The sequence below is a fragment of the Streptomyces sp. NPDC096012 genome (assembly GCF_040426375.1).
Lineage (GTDB): Bacteria > Actinomycetota > Actinomycetes > Streptomycetales > Streptomycetaceae > Streptomyces.
In genome coordinates, this window is the sequence record NZ_JBEOTD010000020.1 from 60,358 (window position 1) to 80,137 (window position 19,780).

Consider the following 19,780-nt stretch of genomic DNA (forward strand, 5'->3'; position numbering starts at 1 on the left):
CGCCGCCGCCCGGGCCGACCCCGCGCCGCCGAATCCCCGGCACAGGCACCGGCACCAACGCGGGCACCGGCACCTCAACCGCTCCTCCTCAGCCTGCCCCGGCCCCGCTCCGTACGACACGCCCGTACTGCTCGCGCACCTCCCGGTACCGCAGCAGCTCGGCCGCCACCGGATCCAGCACCCGGGCCCGGCCGCAGCTCCCGGCCGCCTCCCGCAGCCGCCGTTCCGCGTCCTGGCCGTAGCGCCGGGCGGGTCCCCGCGCCGCCATCCGGCAGCCCCACTCCACCAGCGGCCCGCCGACGATCCCGCAGATCATCAGCAGCACCGGAACCCCCAGGTTGGGGGCCATGACACCGGCGATCTGGCCCGCGAGCCACGCACCGCCCACGATCTGCAGCAGCGTCATGGACGCCTGGACCAGCACCGCCATCGGCCACCAGCTCGGCCGGGGCGGACGGCCCGGCGGCAGTCCTGCTCGCCCCGCCAGCTCGTCCAACGCCTCGGACAACCCCTGCGAGCCGCGTACGGCCGCCTCGCGCACCGCCTGCGCCCACGGCGCGGGCAGCCCGGCGGAGGCCCGGTCGGCCACCGTACGGACCGCCTGTTCCACGCGCTGCCGGGCCGTGGCCTCCTCGTCGGCCTGGGTGCGCACCGCGATGCGGCCGGTGGTGCGCTCGCCGCGGCCCTGGTACCAGCGCCACAGCCGGAGCCAGGGAGTGCCGCAGGCCCGGTTGGCATTGCGCAGCCAGGCACGCTCGGCCGCCTCGCCGGCCGCCGTGGCGCCCACCGAGTCCGCGAGCCGCGCGGCGAACTCCTCGCGTGCCTCCTCACTGAGGCCGACCCGCCGCCCGGCGGCGTACACGGGCCGCAGCTCGGCCGCGGCGGCGTCCACGTCCGCCGCGACCCGACGGGCCGCGGCACCGCGTTCGGCCACGAACTCGCCGAGCGCCTCGCGCAGGTCGCCCACGCCGTCACCGGTGAGGGCGGACAGGGCGAGCACGGTGGCGCCCGGTTCGCCGTACTCACCGAGCGCGACGCCGTCCTCGTCGAGCAGCCGCCGCAGGTCGTCCAGGACCTGGTCGGCGGCTTCTCCGGGCAGCCGGTCGACCTGGTTGAGGACGACGAACATGACCTCCGCGTGTCCGGACATGGGCCGCAGATAGCGCTCGTGCAGTACGGCGTCGGCGTACTTCTCCGGGTCGACCACCCAGATCACCGCGTCGACCAGCTTGAGGATCCGGTCGACCTGTTCGCGGTGCTGCACGGCGGCGGAGTCGTGGTCCGGCAGGTCGATCAGGACGAGCCCGCGCAGCTGCGCCTCGGCCTCGGGGCTCTGCAGCGGGCGGCGGCGCAGCCGGCCCGGGATGCCCAGCCGGTCGATGAGGCCTGCCGCGCCGTCGCTCCAGCTGCACGCGATGGGGGCGGCCGTGGTGGGGCGCCGGACCCCGGTCTCCGAGATGGCCACGCCCGCGAGGGAGTTGAACAGCTGTGACTTGCCGCTGCCGGTCGCGCCCGCGATGGCTACGACGGTGTGCCGGCCGGAGAGCTTGCGGCGGGCGGCCGCCTCGTCCAGGACACGGCCCGCCTCGGCGAGGGTGCGGCTCTCCAGGCGGGTGCGGGAGAGCCCGACGAGTTCGCGCAGGGCGTCCAGTCGGGACCGCAGCGTCCCGTCGTACGCCAGCGGGGCGGGATTGTGGTTGCTCGGCGCGCGGACCGGGGCCTCCAGGGCGGTGGCGCGTTCGGCGGCCAGCGCCGCGGCGGCGGCCCCCGTCACGCGCCGAGCGATCAGACCGTCGTCCCAGGCCTCCGCGGATTCGGGGTCCACGTCGTTCGCCGCGCCATCCCCGGGACGCGCTGTCCCCGCGTCTCCGGAGGGCCGCGACTTGGACAGCTCCTCGACCGGGCGGGACTTCGAAGGCTCTTCGGCCGGGCGGGACTTCGAGAGCTCTTCGGCCCGGCGGGACTTCGAAGGCTCTTCGGCCGCGCGGGACTTCGGTGCGTCCTCGCCGGGGTCGGACTTCGGTGCGTCCTCGCCGGGGTCGGACTTCGGTGCGTCCTCGGTGGGGTCGGGCTTCGGTGACTCGCCGACGGGACGGGTCTTCGGCGCCGCGTCCGCAGGTCGCGACTTCGACGGCTCCTCGACGGAGTCGGAATTCGACGCGTCCTCGCCGGCGTGAGACTTCGACGGCTTCTCAGCGGTAAGGGACTTCGGCACCGCCTCAGCCGGTCGCGGCTTCGACGGCTCCTCGACGGAGTCGGAATTCGGTGACTCGTCGACGGGGCGGGGCTTCGGCGCGTCCTCTGTGGGCTGGGGCTCAAGCACGTTTCCGGCGGGACGGGGCTTCAGCAGCTCGACCGGCTTGCGGGGCACCAGCGCGTCCTCGACGGCACCCGCCGCCGGACGGTTTCCCCCGGTACCCGGTGCCGACGTCCCCTCGACGGAACCGGACCTTCGCTCGTCCTCGACGGTACCGGGCTTCCGCGCGTCCTGGTCGGGAGCAGGCTTCTGCGCGTCCTCGTCAGGACGGGGTGTCCGCGCGTCCTCGTCAGGACGGGGTGTCCGCGCGTCCTCGGCGGGCGCAGACCCCAGTACGTCGTCCAGGGAACGGGACTTCAGTCCGTCCTCGACGGGAGGTGTCGTCAGTACGTCCTCGGTCGGGCGGGACTTCAGCACGTCCTCGGCGGGGTGAGTCTCCACGTCCTCGGTCCGGCGGGGATTCAGCACGTCCTCGGTGGGACGCGGCTTCAGCAGTTCGACCGGCTCACGGGGCACCGACGCATCCTCGACGACGCCCGCCGCCGACGTGCCCTCGACGGACACGGGCTTCCCCGGCGCCTCGACCGACCCGGACTTCCGCGCATCCTCGACCGAACGATGCGTCCGCGCTCCCTGGACGGAGCCGGGCGCTCCCGCGTCCTCGACAGACCCAAGCGCCCGCTCGCCCTTCCCAAGCACCCGCTCGCCCCCGGCAGACCCCCGCGTCCGCCCATCCTCGGCGGAAGCGGGCGTTCGCCCCTCGGTGGCGGGCCCGGGCTCCGCCGCGTCCTCGACGGGACGGGAGTGTCGTGTGAGGTCGCCGAAGCGGAAGCGGGATCGCGGTTCACCCTCGGCGGGCAGGTCCCGCAGCAGGTCCTCGAGAGAGCGAGACCTCAGCCCGTTCTCGGCGGGACGGGATGTCCGCGTGCCCTCGGCGGGACGGGCCGTTCGTGTGCCGTCGACGGGACGGGCCGTCCACGTGTCCTCGATGGGACGGGCCGTCCACATGTCCTCGACGGGACGGGCCGTCGGCACGTCCTCGACCTGGCGCGGTCTCGGCGTGTCCCCGGTGTTGCGCGGCTTGGGTGTGTGCAGGCGCGCACCGGTACCGGCGTCGCCGCTCGCCCCCCGCTCCGGCCGGTTCTGATACGCGCTCGCGTCCACCACGGGTGCGTGCTTCTCGTCGCCTACGCGCACAGGCTCTCCGTCCTCCACGCGCGCGTGCCTCTCGTCTCCGCGCGCGAGCCACCCGTCCGCGCCCATGAGCCTCTCGTCACCCACGCGCGCGTGCCGCTCGTAGGCCGGCTCCACATCCGCGCCACGCGACTCGTCTCCTCGCGACTCCATGCCCCGATCCCCCGGTCCGCTGTCCGCGCCCTCGTCCGTAACGTCCCTCACACGCGCGTACCGCACCCGCGGCACGTCCTCGCCCACACCCGCACCTTCCACACGGGGCCCCCACGAGCCCTCGGCCCGGTGTCCGGGGCCCACGAGCCCCGAGCCGACGTGTCCCTCAGGCTCCGCGGCCCGTCCGGGGCTTCTGTCACCGCCCTGCGCATCGCGTCCCATGGGGTCGATGTCGCCGCCGTGCTCTCTGTGCGCGGAGTGGTCGGTTTCACCGGCGTGCTCTCCGTGCCCGGAGTGGTCGGTTCCGCTGCCGTGCTGTCTGCGTCCGATGTGGTCGATGTGATCCGTGTGGTCCTGGTCAGTGACGGCGGTCACCGGTCACCTCTCCTTCTGCAGTAGCGACAGCGCCGCGATGAGTTCGGCCTGGGGCTCGGGGTGGACGTCCAGGGCATCGAGCGGGGCGAGGCGCCGCTCGCGTTCGGCGAGCATCACGCGGTCCACGTGCTCGCTGAGCAGCCGTCCGGCCCGGTCCCGCAGCCGCAGTGCGCCATGGGGGCTGAGCCGCTGGGCGAGCCCCTCACCCGCGTTGCGGGCCCGGCGCCCGCCCAGCAGGGCGGTGGCGACCAGGGCGGCGACGGCCTCGGAGTCGGGCGCCGTCGTGCGCTCCAGGACCCGCACCTCGTCCTCGGCGTACTCCTCCAGCTCGCGCCGCCAGCGCCGTACGGCGAGGCCGATTCGATGCTCGGCGCTCTCCACGGAGGCGTCACGGACGGCCAGCTCCGGGGCCGCCGCGGCGGGCTCGCGCCGCCAGATCTCGTCGACCCGTTCGTCGGCCGCGGTGACGGAGCACAGCAGCAGCGCGCCCAGGCTCTCCACGAGGGCGTTGAGCAGTTCGCCGGCGGTGCAGTCCAGGGGGAAGGCCCGCCACCGCTTCAGGGCGTCCCCGGCCAGGACGGCACCGGACTGGAGGCGGCCCCGCACGCGTGCCTGTTCCGCGTCGTAGGCGGAGTCCACGGCGGAGGTGAGCCGGAGGGCGGCCGCGTACTGGGCGGCCGCGGCGGCGGCCAGCTCGGGCATGCGGGCCTTGAGCGAGTCGAGGACTCCGTGGGCCGTGCGGGCGATGACCTGCTGCCGGGCTCCTGCGTCCTGGGCGTGGTGGACGAGCCAGCTGCGCAGGGCCGCGACGGCGGTGCTGGGAAGGAGGCCGGCGCCCCAGGCGGACTCGGGCAGCTCGGGCACGGTGAAGCGCGGTACGTCGCCGAGACCGGCCTTCGTGAGCAGGGCGCCGTACTGCCGGGAGACCTCGGAGACGACCTGGTGGGGAACCCGGTCCAGGACGGTGACGAGGGTGACGTCGTACTCCTTGGCGGTACGCAGCAGATGCCAGGGCACGGCGTCGGCGTAGCGGGCGGCCGTCGTGACCATCACCCAGATGTCCGCGGCGCAGATCAGTTCGGCGGCGAGAACACGGTTGTCGGCGATCAGGGAGTCGATGTCGGGGGCGTCCAGGAGGGCGAGCCCTCGCGGAACGGAGTCGGCGGTCTCGACGCGCAGCACCCGCCCTGGGGCGTCAGCGGGTGCCAGGAGGTCGTCGACCGGGTCCTGGTGGGCTGTCCACACGCGCGTGAGGTCGGGCAGCACGCGCATGCCACTGAACCAGTGATGATCCTCCGGATGGCAGACGAGGACCGGTGTCCGGGTCGTCGGCCGGAGCACGCCCGCCTCGCTCACCCGTCGACCGACGACGGAATTGAGGAGCGTCGACTTGCCGGCGCCGGTGGAGCCGCCGATGACGGCCAGCAACGGCGCCTCGGGGTGTCGCAGCCGGGGTAGCAGGTAGTCGTCGAGCTGTGCGAGGAGTTCGTCGCGGTTGGCACGCGCGCGTGGGGCCCCGGCCAGGGGCAGCGGAAAGCGTGCGGCGGCGACACGGTCGCGCAGAGCGGAAAGTGTGTCGAGCAGCTGAGGCCGTACGTCCAAGGTCACCACATGCGAAGAATGCCCAATTTTAGGGGAATTCTGAAGCATATAGACATGTCTGCGTGCCGACGGTTCGGATCGGACAGAAGGGACGACCGGGACACCGGCCCAGTCCAGGCATAACGAGTGCACAACACCCGGTGCGTCAGGCGTCAAAAGCGATGCACGATTCGCACCTGCCTGCGATTATCAGGACCGCTTCACCGAACCTCCACATCGAGCCACGGAGGCGAAGCGACAGGGGCAAGGAACAGGGAGCCCTATCCTTGTCCCCGGCAGCGTCACGGATCAGCCCGCCCAGGGCGCCGGGTACAAAGCCGGCCACCAGGCCCCCGTAGCTCAGTGGATAGAGCAGGCGCCTTCTAAGCGCTTGGCCGCAGGTTCGAGTCCTGCCGGGGGCGCCATCTCTCGCCCTCCCGAACGGGAGGGCTTTTTGCTGGTCAGAGACGTTTCACCCGGCACGACGAAGCCCCGGCCCCTCCCCCGACGATCAAGGGAAGGCGCCGGCACTGTCCGGCTCTCACCGGGTTTTCGCGGGTGACCGTGTCGCATACGTGCCGAAATTCTCGGCCAGGCGCGGTCGGGAGTCAGTCGGCGTCCCACTGTCCGGGGAGGTCCCCCGCGGCTTCCAGCCGCCGCTCGAGATCAGCCAGCTGCACCTCGACACAGCGGGCGTAGCGGCCGGGAGCACGGGGACGCCGTTTCCGGCCCAGTCAGCCACCTGAGCGGGCGGGATCCCGTCGTTGAGCCGCTTCGTCAGGTGCGTGTGCCGGTCGTCGTACACGCGCTTGCCCGTGGGCGACTCGAAGACGTGCTCAGGCAGCACCGCCCTGCGCGCACTGCGCCAGGCGCGCCGGATGACGGAGCCCGCCAGAATGCCGCCTGTCGCGCTCTGGACCAGAAGATCACCCGGTTGGAGCTGCCCGTCCTCGATGTGCTGCCGCAGGATGCGCGTCAGGGCCGGATGTCCGGGCACGGTACGTGTCTCGCCCTCGGGCCGGCCCTTCAGGTCGCGCTCTTCGTGGATCTTCCCGGTGTCGGTCCACTGCTTGCCGACCCGCCTGCCGATCTCCGGCGTCGCTGTGTGGATCAGCAGCTCGCTCCACTGGTCCGCGGCGTCTGGGCCGGGGAGGGTGACGTCCTGCACACGCATGGCTACCGCTCCCTCCGGCCGGAGACCGCAGTAGTACAGCGTCGCGAAGAACGCGTGCAGCCGCTTTCCGCCGCGAGGCCGGCGTCGGATGCAGTCGAGGAGCGCCGCCGCTTGGTCCGCGTTCAGCAAGGACCGCTTGTCGACGGCGTTGCTGGTCCTGGTGACGATCCGTCGACGACTCCTTGCCCTTGGGAAGCGGGTTGGTCCGCAGGACGCGCCGCCGGATGGCGTGCTTCATGGCGACGTCGAGCATCCGCCGGTGGCGCTTCCGGGACCAGGTGCTGCCTCGAGGTGACCGCGGCTGGTTGCGATGCGGAGCACGTCTCGCAATGCCCCGGTCAGTTCCTTGGCCAACCGGCGCAGGTCCTCCGGGCCCTGGTCGTGGTCGTGGTCGCGGTCGTCGAGGGTGTCCAAGGCATGCTCCAGCAGCTCGGCAGCCGTTCCCAGTTGTACCGCTTCGATGTTGTCCGCCAGGCGGGACATGTAGCCGCCCTTGTCGTCGGTGTTCAGGTAGCAGGGCTTGCCTTCCGGCCCCGACCACGGGAGGAGTCGTAGTTCGTTCGGTGCCGTCATCCTTGGGTCTGCCTCTCATCGGTCACGTGATGGGTGGTGAAGACCGCGTCGACGCGATCCCCAGGGAACGCCAGTAGGGCGGCTTCGACGACTCGCCCGGCGGTGTCGGTCGCGACGCGTGTGATCGCGAGGACGGTCTTGGAGGAGCTGGTCCGGAGGGCCGATGCTTCATCCGGCGTTGATGGGCGGACGCATACCGTCTCCCGATCCGTTGCCGACGGCGAGCCCAGAATGGCGAGTCGTAGGGCGGTCTCCTGCCAGGAGGGTTCGTCGTTCAGCGCTTCGGCCGGGACCAGGTCGCCCGGGATGTAAATGCGGGCCAGTCCGTGCGGTGGCTCTCTCCCTCGTGGCTGACGCAGAAAATCTCAGCGAGTGGACTACCCGTCGGCACCTTGAGCAGCGTCGTCAGGTGGCTGTCTCCCGGAACCGTGGTGGTGCGCACGGTGACGCACAGAGCCGCTTCAGCAGCGGTCCACGGGTCCAACGTCCCCCATCCGCCGACGTACACGATGTTGGGGGGTGGTCGACGGACGAAGTTGCCCTTGCCGTGGATCTTCTTGACCAAGCCTTCGCCCTGGAGGACCGCGAGGGCACTCCGCAGTTCGGCGATGTGGGCCTCGGATGGAAGACGTTTGCCGGGCTTCATGCGCCCGGCCATGATCTGCTGCCGAGTTGGATGACATCGCCACGTTGCACGGTGGCCGCGGTGATCTCGACGTTGGACACCAGCGCACCGCCGGGTGTCCAGCCGCTCACTGCTCCACCTCCGCGGGCGTCGAGTGGTGGGACGCCGAGTGACACGGGCAGGCGCACGTCTCGTAGACAACCGGCAGGTCGATCGGTGCGGAGACCGGCGAGGACTCCGTGCAGGCAAGGTGCGTGCCGATACGGCAGGCAGTCGACCGGTAGGAGACGGTCGAGGCATCGGTGATCTGGGGCTGTTGGCGGGGAGGCATCAGCTGACTCCCGCAGGCCGCGACCAGGCTTGAGCGGGCAGGTGGGAAGCAACTACCACCGCGCGCGGTCGTACTCGTTTCTCCCAAGCCAGCACGTACGGGCGGACGAGTGCGTTGTCCTCCCCCGCGAGCCCCGCGAGCGGGTGCCGGTGGTTCGCGCCGTCGGAAGCCCGGCCCAGGTTGACCGTCGTCGGGTCAGCGGACGGAGGGAAGACGGGGGCGGCCGGCGGCCTGGAAGGCGTTAAGGGGCGGCGGTGCCTGCCCTTGGGGAAGTACCGCGCTGTGGTGAGCGACACGGCACGGCGGATACGGTTGAGCACGCTGCTCAGCTCCTATCGCTGATGGCTCGGTCCCCCGACATCGCCCGTCGTGGGGACCGCTTTGTGCACGACCGCCCAGAGGGTGCGGCCGTTCAAGCTGGTGGCGAGGAGCCCGAACCGATCGGCCTCGGCCACCACTTCCAGGACCTCCCTCCATGACTCGGCGGAGAGCGATTCCGGTAACTCCGCTTCGACCGACGTGTACCGGTCGTGCTCCTCCACGCGCGTGGGAAGCCCGACGGCGGACAGCCGGGCAGCAATGGCTGCCGCGCTAACTCCCCAAGCGGGCACAGGGCAGCCTCCGTCAACTGGCGATCACTTTAAGTGAAGCTAGTTAACTAGCTTAGAGCTAGTGGACTAGATTTTCCATATGCCTGAGCAGCCGCCCTATCTCCGCATCGCCGATGAACTCCGGCGCCGGATCGCGGAGCACGTATGGGAGCCCGGGGACCGTCTGCCGTCCCGCGCCCAGATCGGCCAGGAGTACGGGGTCGGTGAGAACGTGGTTCGCCGGGCTCAGGAGCTGCTGATCTCTCAAGGTGTACTGGAGGGCCGCGCCGGTTCGGGCACGTACGTCGCCGAGCCCCGGCAGCGGGTACGGGTGGTCCGTTCGTCCGCGCGTGAGCGGCCCGACGGGTCTCCGTTCCGGGCGGACATGAAGGCCGTGGGCAGGCAAGGCGATTGGGAGAGCCGGACTGAGGCCAAGGTGCCGGCGCCGGCGGACATCGCGGCGCGACTCGGCATCGCCGAGGGCGACCTGTGCGTCCGGACAACGTACGAGTTCCTGGCCGACGGCAGGCCCGTACAGCTGTCCACGAGCTGGGAGCCGTACGACCTCACCGCCGGCACTCTCGTCGTCCTCCCCGAGGGAGGGCCACACGCGGGAGCCGGTGTCGTGAACCGCATGGCCGCGATCGGCGTCACCGTCAGCCACGCCGTGGAGCAGCCCGAGCCGAGGCAGGCGACCGCCGAGGAGGCGTCCCTCCTGGGCATTCAGAAGGCCGCACTCGTCACGCACATCCGGCGGACGTACTACAGCGACCAGGGGCGGCCCGTGGAGACGGCGGACATCGTGGTGCCCGCCGCTCACTGCGAGATCGTCTACGAGATCCCGATCAACCGCTAGCTCCGCTCGCACAAGGCGCCTTCAGGTTGGCGTGCCAAGTAGGGTCCGCAGGCATGACCACCTCTCCCGGTCGCGTCGGCAGCAGAGAAGAACTGGCAGCGTTCGTCCGCTCCCTGCGTCTCAGCTACGCCGAAGAAGGAAGCTCATGGGAGAACGCGGACCTTCCGAGCTTCTTGGACGCCTTGGTTTCCTGGATCGACGATGCGGACGGGTGGTACGGCAACACCGGCCGGGAGTTGCCGCCCGGCGGTGACTGGACGTTCTTCGCCCGAGCACTGCAAGCGGCGACCATGTACGAGTAGGCCGAGCCGTGCCGAAGGCCAGTCGATGACGCACTGGAGCTGCTCGCCTCCGGTGTCCTGCCGCTGGAGACGCGTCGAGCGGGGGTGTCCGGGCACTGTCCGCGAAACCCCCGGACGTGACCAGGGCCTCCCATGGTCGATCGGCCGGCTGTCCCACGGAACCGATCACGATGCTCTGCCCGGTCCTGGCGTCCCACTGCCCCGTCCTCGTTCAGTACCGGTGGCCGGGCCAGTGTGGGTCCGTCCAGCGGGCTTCGCCGTCGAGTCCGAGCAGCCGTATCCGGTGCTGCAGATCCGCCGGTGCGCCCGACTCGCGGAGCCGGGACGCACCGGGGCCGAGGAGCCAGGCGACCAGTCGGGCGCGCATCTCCTCCGCGTCATGGTCGTACCAGCCGACCGTCCACGGCAGGCTGTCTCCCAGCAGTTCGTACTCCCATTTCGCCGCCGCCTCGGCGAGACGCCGGTCGCTGAGGTGCCCGGTCCGCTCCTCCCATTGCGCGAGCCAGGGGCCGACCGAACCGGACGCCTCGGCACACAGGACGAAGACCCGATGCGCCGGGACGACCGCGTGCGGATCGGTGAGGCTCTGCTCCCACCAGGCGTGCAGGAACTCGCGCACCGCACCGGCGTGGTCCTCGGGCCACTGCTGCCAGCGGCCACGGGCGAAGGAGGCTCCCGCCTCTTCCGGTTCGTACCGGGGAGCCGCGCGGCCGGCGACCAGGGCCCGGGCGAACTGCGGCAGGATGCGGCGCAGCACGGCCGCGTGATCGGTCCAGTCGACGGCCTGCCAGGTCCGGCGCAGGAGATCCGGCTCCAGCTCCGCGTCCGGCGTCTTCAGCAGGGAGATCTCCTGCGAACTTCCCCAGTGACATTCGCAGTTGTGCTCGTCCGGATGTGCGGTCATGCCGCGGAACGTCACGTCGAGGTCGTCCAGGGCGGCGCCGAGGCGGCGGCGTGCGGGATGGTCGGCGAGATGCATGGAAGGCCCGGCCTCCGAGGACTCCGTACGGCTTCCGCCGACCGAAGATCGCCACGTTACCGCATGGCGCGGCGCGGCTCTACGGCCGCTGCCCCGGGGGCGGTTCGGCCCGCGGCGAGTCGGCGGGCGGGCCGTGGGAGAGCGAGCGCTGTACGGCGTCACCTCAGGTCACGGTCCTCGTGAAGCCTGCCGTTAAAGTCGTCCTCGAAGCTGCCGAAGCCGTCGGAACCGGCGTGGGGGGAGAGATCGCGTGCGACTTCGCTGTGTGGTGCTGGACGACTTCCAGGGTGTGGCCACCACGATGGCCGACTGGTCGGTGATCGAGGACGAGGTCGAGGTCGTCACGCTGCGCGAGCACCTCGACGGCGAGGACGCACTCGCCGCGGCCCTCGCCGGCTACGACATCGTCGTCACCCTGCGCGAACGCGTGCCGTTCCCCGGCTCCTTGATCGCCCGTCTCCCCCGTCTGCGGCTGCTCGTCGCCTCCGGCATGCGCAACGGCGTCATCGACTACGCCGCCGCCGAGGCGCACGGCGTCACCGTGTGCGGTACGGCGAGTTCGGGCACCCCGCCGGTCGAGCTGACCTGGGCGCTGCTGCTGGGTCTGGCCCGCGGGATCGTCGAGGAGAGCAACGCGCTGCGGGCGGGCGGTCCCTGGCAGTCCACGGTCGGCGCCGACCTGCACGGCAGCCGGCTGGGTCTGCTCGGGCTGGGCCGGATCGGCAGCCGCGTGGCCCGGGTCGGACTCGCCTTCGGTATGCGGGTCAGCGCCTGGAGCCGGCACCTCACCAAGGAACGCGCCGCGGAGATCGGCGTCGAACTCGCCGCGTCCAAGGAGGAGTTGCTCGCGAGCAGCGACTTCGTCTCCGTCCACCTGGTGCTCGGCGACCGCACCCGGGGCCTCGTCGGCGCCCCCGAACTGGCGCTGATGAAGCCGACCGCCTACCTGATCAACACGTCCCGCGCAGCCATCGTCGACCAGGACGCCCTGCTCGACGCGCTGCACGCCGGGCGGATCGCGGGGGCCGGCGTCGACGTCTTCGACATCGAGCCGCTGCCCGCCGCCCACCCGATGCGCACGGCCCCCCGCCTCCTCGCCACGCCCCACCTCGGCTACGTCTCGCAGGCCAACTACACGACGTACTACCGCCAGGCGGTGGAGGACATCCAGGCCTACCTGGCGGGCTCCCCGGTGCGACGACTTCCCTGACCCCGGCCGAACGCCCGGCCGAACGCCTGGCGGAAGGCCGGGCGGAAGGCCGGGCGGAAGGCCGGGCGGAAGGCCCGGCCGCCAGGCGTCGCCCCCGGCGTCACGCCGCCGTCGCCCCCGCCGTCACGCCGCTGTCCGCCCCCGCCGTCGGACCACACCGTCGCGCCGCCGTCACCATCCGCCCCCACCGTCACGCCGCCGTCACCCCCGCCGTCACGCCGCTGTCCGCCCCCGCCGTCGGACCACACCGTCGCGCCGCCGTCCAACGGCACCGTCACCCCCACCTTCACGTCGTCATCCGCCCCCGCCGCCACGCCTGCCCCCACCGTCGGGCCCGCCCCCACCATCACGCCGTCGTCGCCTCCGTCGGCACCAGGGCGTAGATCCCCTCGCTCCGGCGCAGGTGGTGCAGGTCCACCAGGTAGCGCCGCAGCGTCACATGGTCGATCTCGTCGGAGTCCTCGCACCAGGCCCGGAGCCGCTCGTTCACCACGCGTTCCGGGTACTCGACATCCGGCTCGAAGGTCTGTTCGGCGATGTGCCGCAGCACCCGCTGCTTGCGCGTCCAGCGGGCCGGCAGCCGTACGAGACGGCCGTCCCGTACGAAGGTGTCCAGTACGTCGCCCCCGGCCCGCCGCGCGGGCCGCTGCCCGCGGGCCAGCTCGCGCAGGAGGTCGTAGGCGACGGTGAGCCCGCCGTCCGCCCCGTCCGCCACCGCGCCCTGCTCGCGCAGCCTGAGCAGCGCGAGGGCCGTGTCCTTCGCGCTGAGGCCGGCCGCCTCGGCGACCTTCTCGGGACGGTCCGCGCCCAGCACCACGGCGGCGAAGGCGCGCAGCCGCCCCTCCTCGGCGAGCAGCCCGATGAGTTGCCTCGACCGCTCGGCCGCGCCGGAGAGTGTGTCGGTGTCCATGGGCCGCAGGCTAGGGGAGCGCCACCGCCCGGCGCCTTCGAATATCGCCGGGGCGACGTATCAAAGGGTGATCCGCCGCTGATCACCGTGACCACGCCCGGGCGGCGCCGTTGAACGGGGAGTGCGGCGGCTGGCCTGCCGCTGCGCCTTTTCCGAGCAACAAAAGGAGAACGAGATGGCTCGCATCGCGAAGGCGGCCGCTGTCGTCCTCGGTACCGGCGCTGTGGTGATCAGCGGGGCCGGACTTGCCCTGGCCGACGCGGGCGCCCACGGCGCGGCCGCCGGCTCGCCCGGCGTGCTGTCCGGCAACCTGGTCCAGGTTCCGGTCCACATCCCGGTCAACGTCTGCGGCAACACCATCGACGTCATCGGCCTGCTGAACCCCGCGTTCGGCAACGCCTGCGCCAACCCCGGCACCCCCGGCAACCCGGGCGGCTACGGCAACTGATCCGACGCACGGACAAGGAAGGGCCCCGGCACTCCGAGCGCCGGGGCCCTTCCCCCTGCCGGGTCACACCCACCGGCCGACCGGCACCCGCTCACCGGCAGGCACCCATCGGCCGCACAGCCGCCGCCCACACCCACCGGGCAGGCACCCATCGGCCGCGACCCACACCCACCCCACCGGGCGGGCACCCGTCGGCCGCAGCCCCCGCCTACACGCACCGGCACGAAACCATCAGCCGCAACCCCCGTTCACCCCCACCGGCGCCACCGCCACGGGCCCGCTCACCCTCACCGGCGGCATCCCCCACGGGCCCCGCTCACCCCCACCGGCGGCATCCCCCACGGACTTCGCCCCCTCAGCGGCATCCCCCACGGACTTCGCCCCCCAGCGGCACCCCTCACGGACCCCGCTCACGCGTACCGGTAGATCCGGCTCGCGTCCTCCAGCTGGTCCGGTGTCTCGCTCCACGGCGGGAGTTTCTCGTGGCGGCCCACGACCCGGTCGTGCTGTCTGTCGGCGATGCCGGGCGGTTCGGCGGGCAGATAGCGGTGGGTGCGGTGGGCCCGCTGCCAGCGGTACCACTGCAGGTCAAGGAAGGCGTGGTGGAGCCAGAACACCGGATCGTTGACCGAGGCGCCGCCGAGCATCGCGCCGCCGACCCAGCGGTGCACCCGGTTGTGGTTGTGCCAGGACGCGCTGCCGGTACCGGTCCCCCAGCCCTCCAGCTTGTTGCGGAAGCCCTTGCGGACGGTCGAGTCCCAGGGCCACGCGTCGTAGACCGGGTCGTCGAGTGCCCACTTCAGCTCGCTCTTCGTGGGCAGCTGGATGGGGGCGGCGGCGCGGCCCAGGTCCCGGGTGAGGAACCGGCCGTCCGTGACGCCCTCCTTGATGGTCCAGTGGCCCGCGGAATAGGCGAAGGGGCCTGTCATCACCTGCCGGTCGGAGCGCCGCCCGTTGCCGCCGAGCAGGTCCTTCGTCCAGGGCACGGAGGTCGTCGTACGGTCCCGGGTCCAGTCCCAGTACGGCACCGTCACCGAGGAGTCCACGCGGCGCAGCGCCCGCTCCAGTTCCAGCAGGAACCTGCGGTGCCAGGGCAGGAAGGAGGGCGCCATGTGGGCGGTGCGCAGGCCGTCCTCGCCGTCGGCGGTGTAGAAGTCGATGTGCATGCGCACGAACTCGTCGTACTCGCCGCGCCGTTTCAGCTGCAGCAGCGCGTCGACGAACCGCCGCCGTTCGCCCGAGGTGAGCGAGCGGACGTTCTTACGCACGTACGCCATGCCGGCCCCCCATGTGCGCGTGGCTCCCGGGGTGTTCGCCACCCATCGGGCCCGGTGCCAGGTCACGCAGCCGCTGCCCGGGGCCGATCTGGTCCACGGCCGCGCGCGTCGCCTCCAGCGGGGTCGCGTACGACGTGTAGTGGTCGGCCATGCTCAGCCAGGTGCCGTCGGCCCGGCGCATCAGGTGCAGCGGGCGGCCGTCGACGGTGATCTGCCAGGCTCCGTCGGCAGCCCTGCGCCCCACCGCCGGCACCAGGACGCCCTGGATGCGGCGGCCCCGGTAGGTCTCGTCGAAGGATCGGCCGTCAAAGGCCCCGGCCGGCGGCACGGGCCGGGAGGCGGCGACGACCGGGGCCAGCGCCAGGGCGGCGGCGGAGGCCAGCAGCCCTCGCGCCACCTCTCTCCGGGACGGTCTGCGCACCGCCGTTGTGACCTGCTGCTCCGTGCCCACCGCCAGTCCGCCGGCACCGATGACCATCGCGCACTCCTCGTCCGGGTTCCAGATCATGTCCGTACCGGTAACCGCCGAAAGGCGGCCGGGGTCACCGCCCGAGGGCCATCCGATGGGTACGAGGGCCATCCGGTGTACGGGGCGGGCGTACGGGGGCCGGTGTACGGGGGCACCCCGGCAGGACGGCAGCCGCAGGACGGGGCGCAGCCGCAGGCGGGGCGCAGCCGCAGACCACGGCGAACTCCGTGGTGGTGGCGGCCCGTGCCGTGGGGCCGGGAGGTTACAGGCCCGGGCCGGTGGTCAGGTTCGCGTCGGTGACCGTCTGGAGGACCGGTGCGAGGACGCCGGCCTCGGGGAGCTGGGCCTGCGGGAGCCCGAAGTTGTCCGCCCTCGGCGCGGTCAGCGGCGCGTCCACGGACAGGCCGGGGGCGAGGGCGCGCAGGTCGGAGGCGGGCGCGTCGACGCCCACGTGGTCGAAGCCGTCACCGAGGACGTGGGGCAGCGGGGACCTGGCGTCCAGGCCGGGCAGGCCACCGCTGACCGGCAGCTGGGGCAGGGCCCGGTCCGGCAGCAGCCGGCCGGTGACGTACCGCGGCCCGTCGGGGGCGCCCGGCTTCACCAGCGGCAGCTCCGCGGCGAGATGGGGCACCTCCATGTCGAGGGCCGTGGAGACGCCGCCCAGGGGCACGGGCACGGGGACCGTACCGGCCGCGACGGCGGGACCGGCGGTCCCGACGGTGGCCGCGATGCCCGTGACGACGGCGGCGAGGGTTCCTCGAGTGGTCGACTTCATGTCAGGTACGGTCCCTTTCAGGATGCGGGGGGTTCGACGTCCGTACCGCGTAACGAGCCGGAAAGTGCATCAGTTCACAATTCCCCCGGGTGCCGTAATAGTCAGTTCTTCCAGAAGTCCCACCAACGGGTCGGTACCAGCATGGCGGTCACTCCGATATGCGGCAGCGGAAGCACCCGGGTGAATTCGGCGAGGAATGCGTTGGGCCGTTCGGGCGCGGGCAGGCCCGGCGTCGGATCGGAAAGTCCGGCCACCGAGGTCTGTCCGCTCTCCATCACGATCACGCTGCCGCGGGAGACCACCGGATTCAGGCCGCACCCGGGCACGAGGGCGGGGGTCCAGGAGCAGTCGGAACTCGTGGAGGGTGATGATCCGGGACGCGAGCGGGCCGGCCGCCCCCCGTGAGCATGATCAGCAGGGCGGGGGCGCGGCCGCCATCCGCCTGCCGGCGCATCAGACCCGCAGGCTGCGGGCGGGCAGGAAGGCGTGCGCGGCGGCGTCGGTCGTCTCCGGGGAGCCCGCGAACACGGCCAGGGCCTCGCCGTCGACCGGCCGGCGGGGGCCGGTCGAGGGGCAGACGCGGGTGGTGAGCATGAAGTAGGTGTAGCCGAGCTTCTCGACCGCCCGCAGCCAGTCGGCCGGAGGGGTGACCTGGCTGCTGATCTGGGGCATCTGCAGGACGATCTGCCCGGCCGCGACGAGCATGCCGACCTTCAGGCTCGGCCGGGTGGTGCCGTCGACGGGCTCGCCGCCGATGTGCAGGCCGAGGTCGCCGATGAGCCGCTCGACGGCGGCCGACGCGGCCTCCGGGCCGTCCGGGCCGTCGCCCAGGGAGCAGGCGAGGAGACAGGGCGTCCTGCCGTCGCCCTCCTCGTTCCTGGCCATCCAGGCCAGCAGGACGAAGGTGCCGAGGTCGGCGGCGCGGAAGGGACGGAGTTCGCTGGATGCTGAGGTCACCGCGCGACCATACAGACGGGCCCCGGCCGTCCCGGGCGGCTTCTCACCCTTCCGGAGCAGCGCCCCGGGAGGCTCCACACGATCGGGGGACGGTGCCCCGGAAGCGGCGCGGGCCGGTCCCGCGCGTGCGGTACCGGCCCGGGAGCCCGTCGACGTCGGCGGCGCGGGGCGTCACCTTTCCAGGGGCAGGCCGCCGAGCAGTCCCCGGTTGAGGGAGGCGGAGGCGTCGTTGAAAGTGCTCAGCACGGATTCCTTGTTCTCGGTGTCGAGCGCGTCCGACTGGTGCTGCAGCGGCATCAGGTCTTTCACGGTCGGGGGGTTCTTGGCGAGCGTGTCCACCGCGCCGTTGAGGCTCATGGGCGGCAGGTGGCCGGCGTCGTAGGCGAACGCGGGCGCGGCGGCGCCGGCCAGGGCCAAGGAACCGGCGACGACGACGGCGGCCTTCAGGGACTTCATCGTGTTCCTTTCTTCGGCGACTCACGTCACCCCAGGGAATTCCGGTGCCGTGCCTAACGATTTCCGGCCGGGCCGGAAACCCCGCGCTCACAAGACATATGAAATTCCCCGAAAAGCATTGCGCCGCACCGTGCCCGGTACGGGGCTCGGCACCGCGCTCGGTTCCGGCTCGCTACCGGGCCTGACAAGGGCCCAACAAGGGCTCGACAAGGGCTCAAAGGGCTCGACCAGGGCGCGATACGGCGGCTCCGCACGGCGTTCCGTCGCCCTCCGCGGCGCTCCGCGCAGCGTTCCGGCATCCTCCGCGGCGCTCCGCGCAGCGCTCGGCCGCCGGGCTGGTGGGCCAGGCGGCCGAGCGCTGGGGTGTTCCGGCGTCACTCAGCCGCCGTCGACGGTGCCGGGGGCAGGCTCAGCGAGGGCAGGGCGGCCAGGGAGGGGGCGGCGGAGGTGACGCCGCCCAGGGACGAGCCGAGCAGGCCGAGGAGGTTGTTCAGCACGCCGGTGGCGGAGGACAGGACATCGTTGAGCTTGGAGGTGAGGGATCCGACCAGGTTGTCGATCGCCTGGTTCAGCGTGGCGAGCAGGTCGTCCACGGCGTCGCGGGCCATGGGCTGCTTGGCGTCTTCGCCCTGCTGCGCGGTGACCGGCACGGCCGCGGCCGGGGACTGCGACGGGCTGGCCGCCACGTCCGGCATCGCGGGCTGGCTCGGGGCGGCGGGCGTGGTCGGGGCCGCCGGGCTGGAAGGTGCGGCGGGGCTGAGGGGCGCCGTGGGGGCGGTGGGCGCCGTCGGTGCCGTGGGGGCGGTGGGCGCCGTCGGTGCCGTGGGCGGGGTGGACGCCACCGGCGGCGCCGGGTCCGCCGCGACCCGGGCGACGGCCTCCTTCGCCGCGTCACCGAGCCGCTTGGCCTGGTCGGCGGACAGCCGGCCCTTGGTCAGGGACTGCTCGAGCAGGTCGGCCACCGGATCGAGGGCGGCGTCCGCGTCGCGGAGGGCCCTGGCCTGGGCCAGCAGCTTCTCGCCGCCGGGGACGGCCATCGGGGAGGTGGCAGGGGTGTGTTCGCGCGCCGAGTCCGCGGCGACGACGGCGGGGCCGGTGATGCCGACCAGGACGGCAGCGCAGAGGACGGTGGACGCGAGACGCCGGGGCGGCAGACCACGCATGGTGGGTGTTCCTTTCGGTGAGCGTCGGGACCTGAGCCCACCGTCCGTTCGCCGATCGCACCCCGCAACCGCTCGGACACCCCGCGTGATCCATCCGGGGGAGCGAAACCGGCCGCCCGCCCCGCGGGGTTTCGCGGGTCGGGCGGCCGGCCGAAGGAGTGCGTGCGGACGTCAGTCGTTGACGCAGGTGTTGCCGAACGCGGGGTTCAGCAGAGCGATGACGTCGACGGTGTTGCCGCAGACGTTGACCGGCACGTGGATCGGGACCTGGACGGCATTGCCCGACAGAACGCCCGGGGAGTGGGCGGCGACGCCGCCGGCGCCGGAGTCGGCGGAAGCCACGCCGGCACCACCGGCGACGGCCGCGACGGCGGCAGAGGTCAGGACCAGGCCCTTCGCGATACGCGACATGGAGAGGTGCTCCTTGGGATCGACACAACATCCGGGCGGATGCCCGGCGCTGTGTCAACGCGCGGCCCCCGTCGGAGTTGTGCGGCCAAAGGAGTGATCCACCCGGGAGGCGCCCCGGGATTGCGGAAGAACACGTTCACGCTTCCGACACACTTGCCCTATTTGACCGTATTAGTGCTGATGGTGACTAGAGTTGCCAACTTCTCCAGCACGTGCGAAAGGGCACCGCCGGTCATGCGCAAGTCTCCGCAGCGCCACCACGCCGTGCGACTCGGCGGGTTCGTCCGCGCGGTCGGCTCACCCCTCGGCCCCGGCCGCCCGCGGGCGCACGCCTGCGCCACGTACGCCCACTCCGCGCACGCCTGCGCCGCGCACGCCTCCTCCGCGCACGCCCGCGTCGCGTACGTCCACTCCGCACACGCCTGCTCCCGGCGTACGCCGGTCGCACCGCGCGTCGCCGCCCCTCCACCGGACGACGTACCGGACTCCACGACCGGGGGGCCCGACGACGTACGGGCCCGGCGGGTCCCGGCCTACGTCAGGCCGCCGGGCCGCGACCGCGGCGTGTTCGATCTCGGTACGGCTCTGCGCCCCGGCGGTGACCCGGGGGGCTTCCGGCTCGTTCCCCAGGGGGACGCGGCGTGGGCCGGTGGGCTCGTCGACGCCGTGGACGTCCGGCAGTGAGGCGCGTCCCCGACCGCAGTCCCGAGCGCC

At 72.5% G+C, this 19,780-nt stretch carries 20 protein-coding genes, 1 tRNA gene and 1 pseudogene; 6 read left to right on the plus strand and 16 right to left on the minus strand.

The window, feature by feature from the left end; all coding sequences use genetic code 11:
• Window positions 1–88: 88 nt before the first annotated feature.
• Together ABVB68_RS20285 and ABVB68_RS20290 are read right to left on the minus strand one after the other, a co-directional pair.
• Window positions 89–1,891 (minus strand): YfjP family GTPase, encoded by a 1,803-nt coding sequence (locus tag ABVB68_RS20285; protein ID WP_503006206.1) that lies wholly within the window; start codon window positions 1,889–1,891, stop codon window positions 89–91.
• A gap of 2,091 nt (window positions 1,892–3,982) precedes the next feature.
• Window positions 3,983–5,590 carry a dynamin family protein gene (locus ABVB68_RS20290; protein WP_353602485.1) on the minus strand — a complete coding sequence of 536 codons (1,608 nt, stop codon included), beginning with the start codon at window positions 5,588–5,590 and terminating at the stop codon, window positions 3,983–3,985.
• 319 nt (window positions 5,591–5,909) lie between these two features.
• Between ABVB68_RS20290 and ABVB68_RS20295 the strand changes: the two genes are divergently transcribed.
• Window positions 5,910–5,985 (plus strand) — tRNA-Arg (locus ABVB68_RS20295).
• Between the two features lie 116 nt (window positions 5,986–6,101).
• On the opposite strand, the gene ABVB68_RS20300 is transcribed toward ABVB68_RS20295, so the two are convergent.
• The 4 genes and pseudogenes from ABVB68_RS20300 to ABVB68_RS20315 all read right to left on the minus strand — a co-directional run bounded on the left by ABVB68_RS20300 (window position 6,102) and on the right by ABVB68_RS20315 (window position 8,874).
• The gene (locus ABVB68_RS20300) at window positions 6,102–6,734 is read right to left on the minus strand and encodes a site-specific integrase (protein ID WP_353602486.1); all 633 of its coding nucleotides are present in this window, start codon (window positions 6,732–6,734) and stop codon (window positions 6,102–6,104) included.
• Between the two features lie 234 nt (window positions 6,735–6,968).
• Entirely contained in the window at window positions 6,969–7,307 is a 339-nt protein-coding gene (locus ABVB68_RS20305) for a hypothetical protein (RefSeq protein ID WP_353602487.1), read from the minus strand.
• Window positions 7,304–7,965, minus strand: a pseudogene (locus ABVB68_RS20310) (GntR family transcriptional regulator). Before ABVB68_RS20310 ends, ABVB68_RS20305 begins: the two are co-directional and overlap by 4 nt.
• Window positions 7,966–8,595: 630 nt before the next feature.
• The gene (locus ABVB68_RS20315) at window positions 8,596–8,874 is read right to left on the minus strand and encodes a hypothetical protein (protein ID WP_353602488.1); all 279 of its coding nucleotides are present in this window, start codon (window positions 8,872–8,874) and stop codon (window positions 8,596–8,598) included.
• Window positions 8,875–8,953: 79 nt separating this feature from the next.
• On the opposite strand from ABVB68_RS20315, the gene ABVB68_RS20320 reads away from it, so the two are divergent.
• Together ABVB68_RS20320 and ABVB68_RS20325 are read left to right on the plus strand one after the other, a co-directional pair.
• Complete coding sequence (locus ABVB68_RS20320; protein WP_353602489.1) at window positions 8,954–9,709, plus strand: GntR family transcriptional regulator; 756 nt, start codon at window positions 8,954–8,956, stop codon at window positions 9,707–9,709.
• Between the two features lie 53 nt (window positions 9,710–9,762).
• Window positions 9,763–10,011: a DUF7660 family protein gene (locus ABVB68_RS20325; RefSeq protein ID WP_353602490.1), complete on the plus strand. Its 249-nt coding sequence runs from the start codon at window positions 9,763–9,765 to the stop codon at window positions 10,009–10,011.
• Window positions 10,012–10,222: 211 nt separating this feature from the next.
• Here the strand turns inward: ABVB68_RS20325 and ABVB68_RS20330 are convergent, their stop codons facing one another.
• A complete protein-coding gene (locus ABVB68_RS20330; RefSeq protein WP_353602491.1) occupies window positions 10,223–10,990 on the minus strand; it encodes a hypothetical protein in 768 nt (255 codons plus the stop codon).
• 250 nt (window positions 10,991–11,240) lie between these two features.
• On the opposite strand from ABVB68_RS20330, the gene ABVB68_RS20335 reads away from it, so the two are divergent.
• Window positions 11,241–12,200, plus strand: coding sequence for a D-2-hydroxyacid dehydrogenase family protein (locus tag ABVB68_RS20335; RefSeq protein WP_353602492.1), 960 nt, complete (start codon window positions 11,241–11,243; stop codon window positions 12,198–12,200).
• A 346-nt stretch (window positions 12,201–12,546) separates the two neighbouring features.
• Here the strand turns inward: ABVB68_RS20335 and ABVB68_RS20340 are convergent, their stop codons facing one another.
• On the minus strand, window positions 12,547–13,110 hold the full coding sequence (locus tag ABVB68_RS20340) for a DUF2087 domain-containing protein (RefSeq protein ID WP_353602493.1): 564 nt from the start codon (window positions 13,108–13,110) through the stop codon (window positions 12,547–12,549).
• A gap of 175 nt (window positions 13,111–13,285) precedes the next feature.
• Here ABVB68_RS20340 and ABVB68_RS20345 point away from each other — a divergent pair, with 175 nt between their 5' ends.
• On the plus strand, window positions 13,286–13,558 hold the full coding sequence (locus ABVB68_RS20345; protein ID WP_353602494.1) for a chaplin: 273 nt from the start codon (window positions 13,286–13,288) through the stop codon (window positions 13,556–13,558).
• 410 nt (window positions 13,559–13,968) lie between these two features.
• Here ABVB68_RS20345 and ABVB68_RS20350 read toward each other — a convergent pair whose 3' ends face one another.
• The 8 genes from ABVB68_RS20350 to ABVB68_RS20385 form a co-directional block, all read right to left on the minus strand.
• On the minus strand, window positions 13,969–14,835 hold the full coding sequence (locus tag ABVB68_RS20350; protein ID WP_353602495.1) for a tyrosinase family protein: 867 nt from the start codon (window positions 14,833–14,835) through the stop codon (window positions 13,969–13,971).
• Entirely contained in the window at window positions 14,819–15,313 is a 495-nt protein-coding gene (locus ABVB68_RS20355) for a tyrosinase family oxidase copper chaperone (RefSeq protein WP_353602552.1), read from the minus strand. Before ABVB68_RS20355 ends, ABVB68_RS20350 begins: the two co-directional genes overlap by 17 nt.
• A 253-nt stretch (window positions 15,314–15,566) precedes the next feature.
• Window positions 15,567–16,079, minus strand: a complete 513-nt coding sequence (locus ABVB68_RS20360) for a hypothetical protein (RefSeq protein ID WP_353602496.1) — start codon at window positions 16,077–16,079, stop codon at window positions 15,567–15,569.
• A 101-nt stretch (window positions 16,080–16,180) separates the two neighbouring features.
• Complete coding sequence (locus ABVB68_RS20365; protein ID WP_353602497.1) at window positions 16,181–16,354, minus strand: hypothetical protein; 174 nt, start codon at window positions 16,352–16,354, stop codon at window positions 16,181–16,183.
• A gap of 178 nt (window positions 16,355–16,532) precedes the next feature.
• Entirely contained in the window at window positions 16,533–17,036 is a 504-nt protein-coding gene (locus tag ABVB68_RS20370) for a DUF5949 family protein (RefSeq protein WP_353602498.1), read from the minus strand.
• Between the two features lie 171 nt (window positions 17,037–17,207).
• Entirely contained in the window at window positions 17,208–17,492 is a 285-nt protein-coding gene (locus ABVB68_RS20375) for a hypothetical protein (protein WP_353602499.1), read from the minus strand.
• 374 nt (window positions 17,493–17,866) lie between these two features.
• A complete protein-coding gene (locus ABVB68_RS20380; protein WP_353602500.1) occupies window positions 17,867–18,655 on the minus strand; it encodes a hypothetical protein in 789 nt (262 codons plus the stop codon).
• Between the two features lie 171 nt (window positions 18,656–18,826).
• Window positions 18,827–19,066 carry a chaplin gene (locus ABVB68_RS20385; protein ID WP_353602501.1) on the minus strand — a complete coding sequence of 80 codons (240 nt, stop codon included), beginning with the start codon at window positions 19,064–19,066 and terminating at the stop codon, window positions 18,827–18,829.
• 234 nt (window positions 19,067–19,300) lie between these two features.
• Between ABVB68_RS20385 and ABVB68_RS20390 the strand changes: the two genes are divergently transcribed.
• On the plus strand, window positions 19,301–19,750 hold the full coding sequence (locus tag ABVB68_RS20390) for a hypothetical protein (RefSeq protein ID WP_353602502.1): 450 nt from the start codon (window positions 19,301–19,303) through the stop codon (window positions 19,748–19,750).
• The last annotated feature ends 30 nt before the right edge of the window (window positions 19,751–19,780 follow it).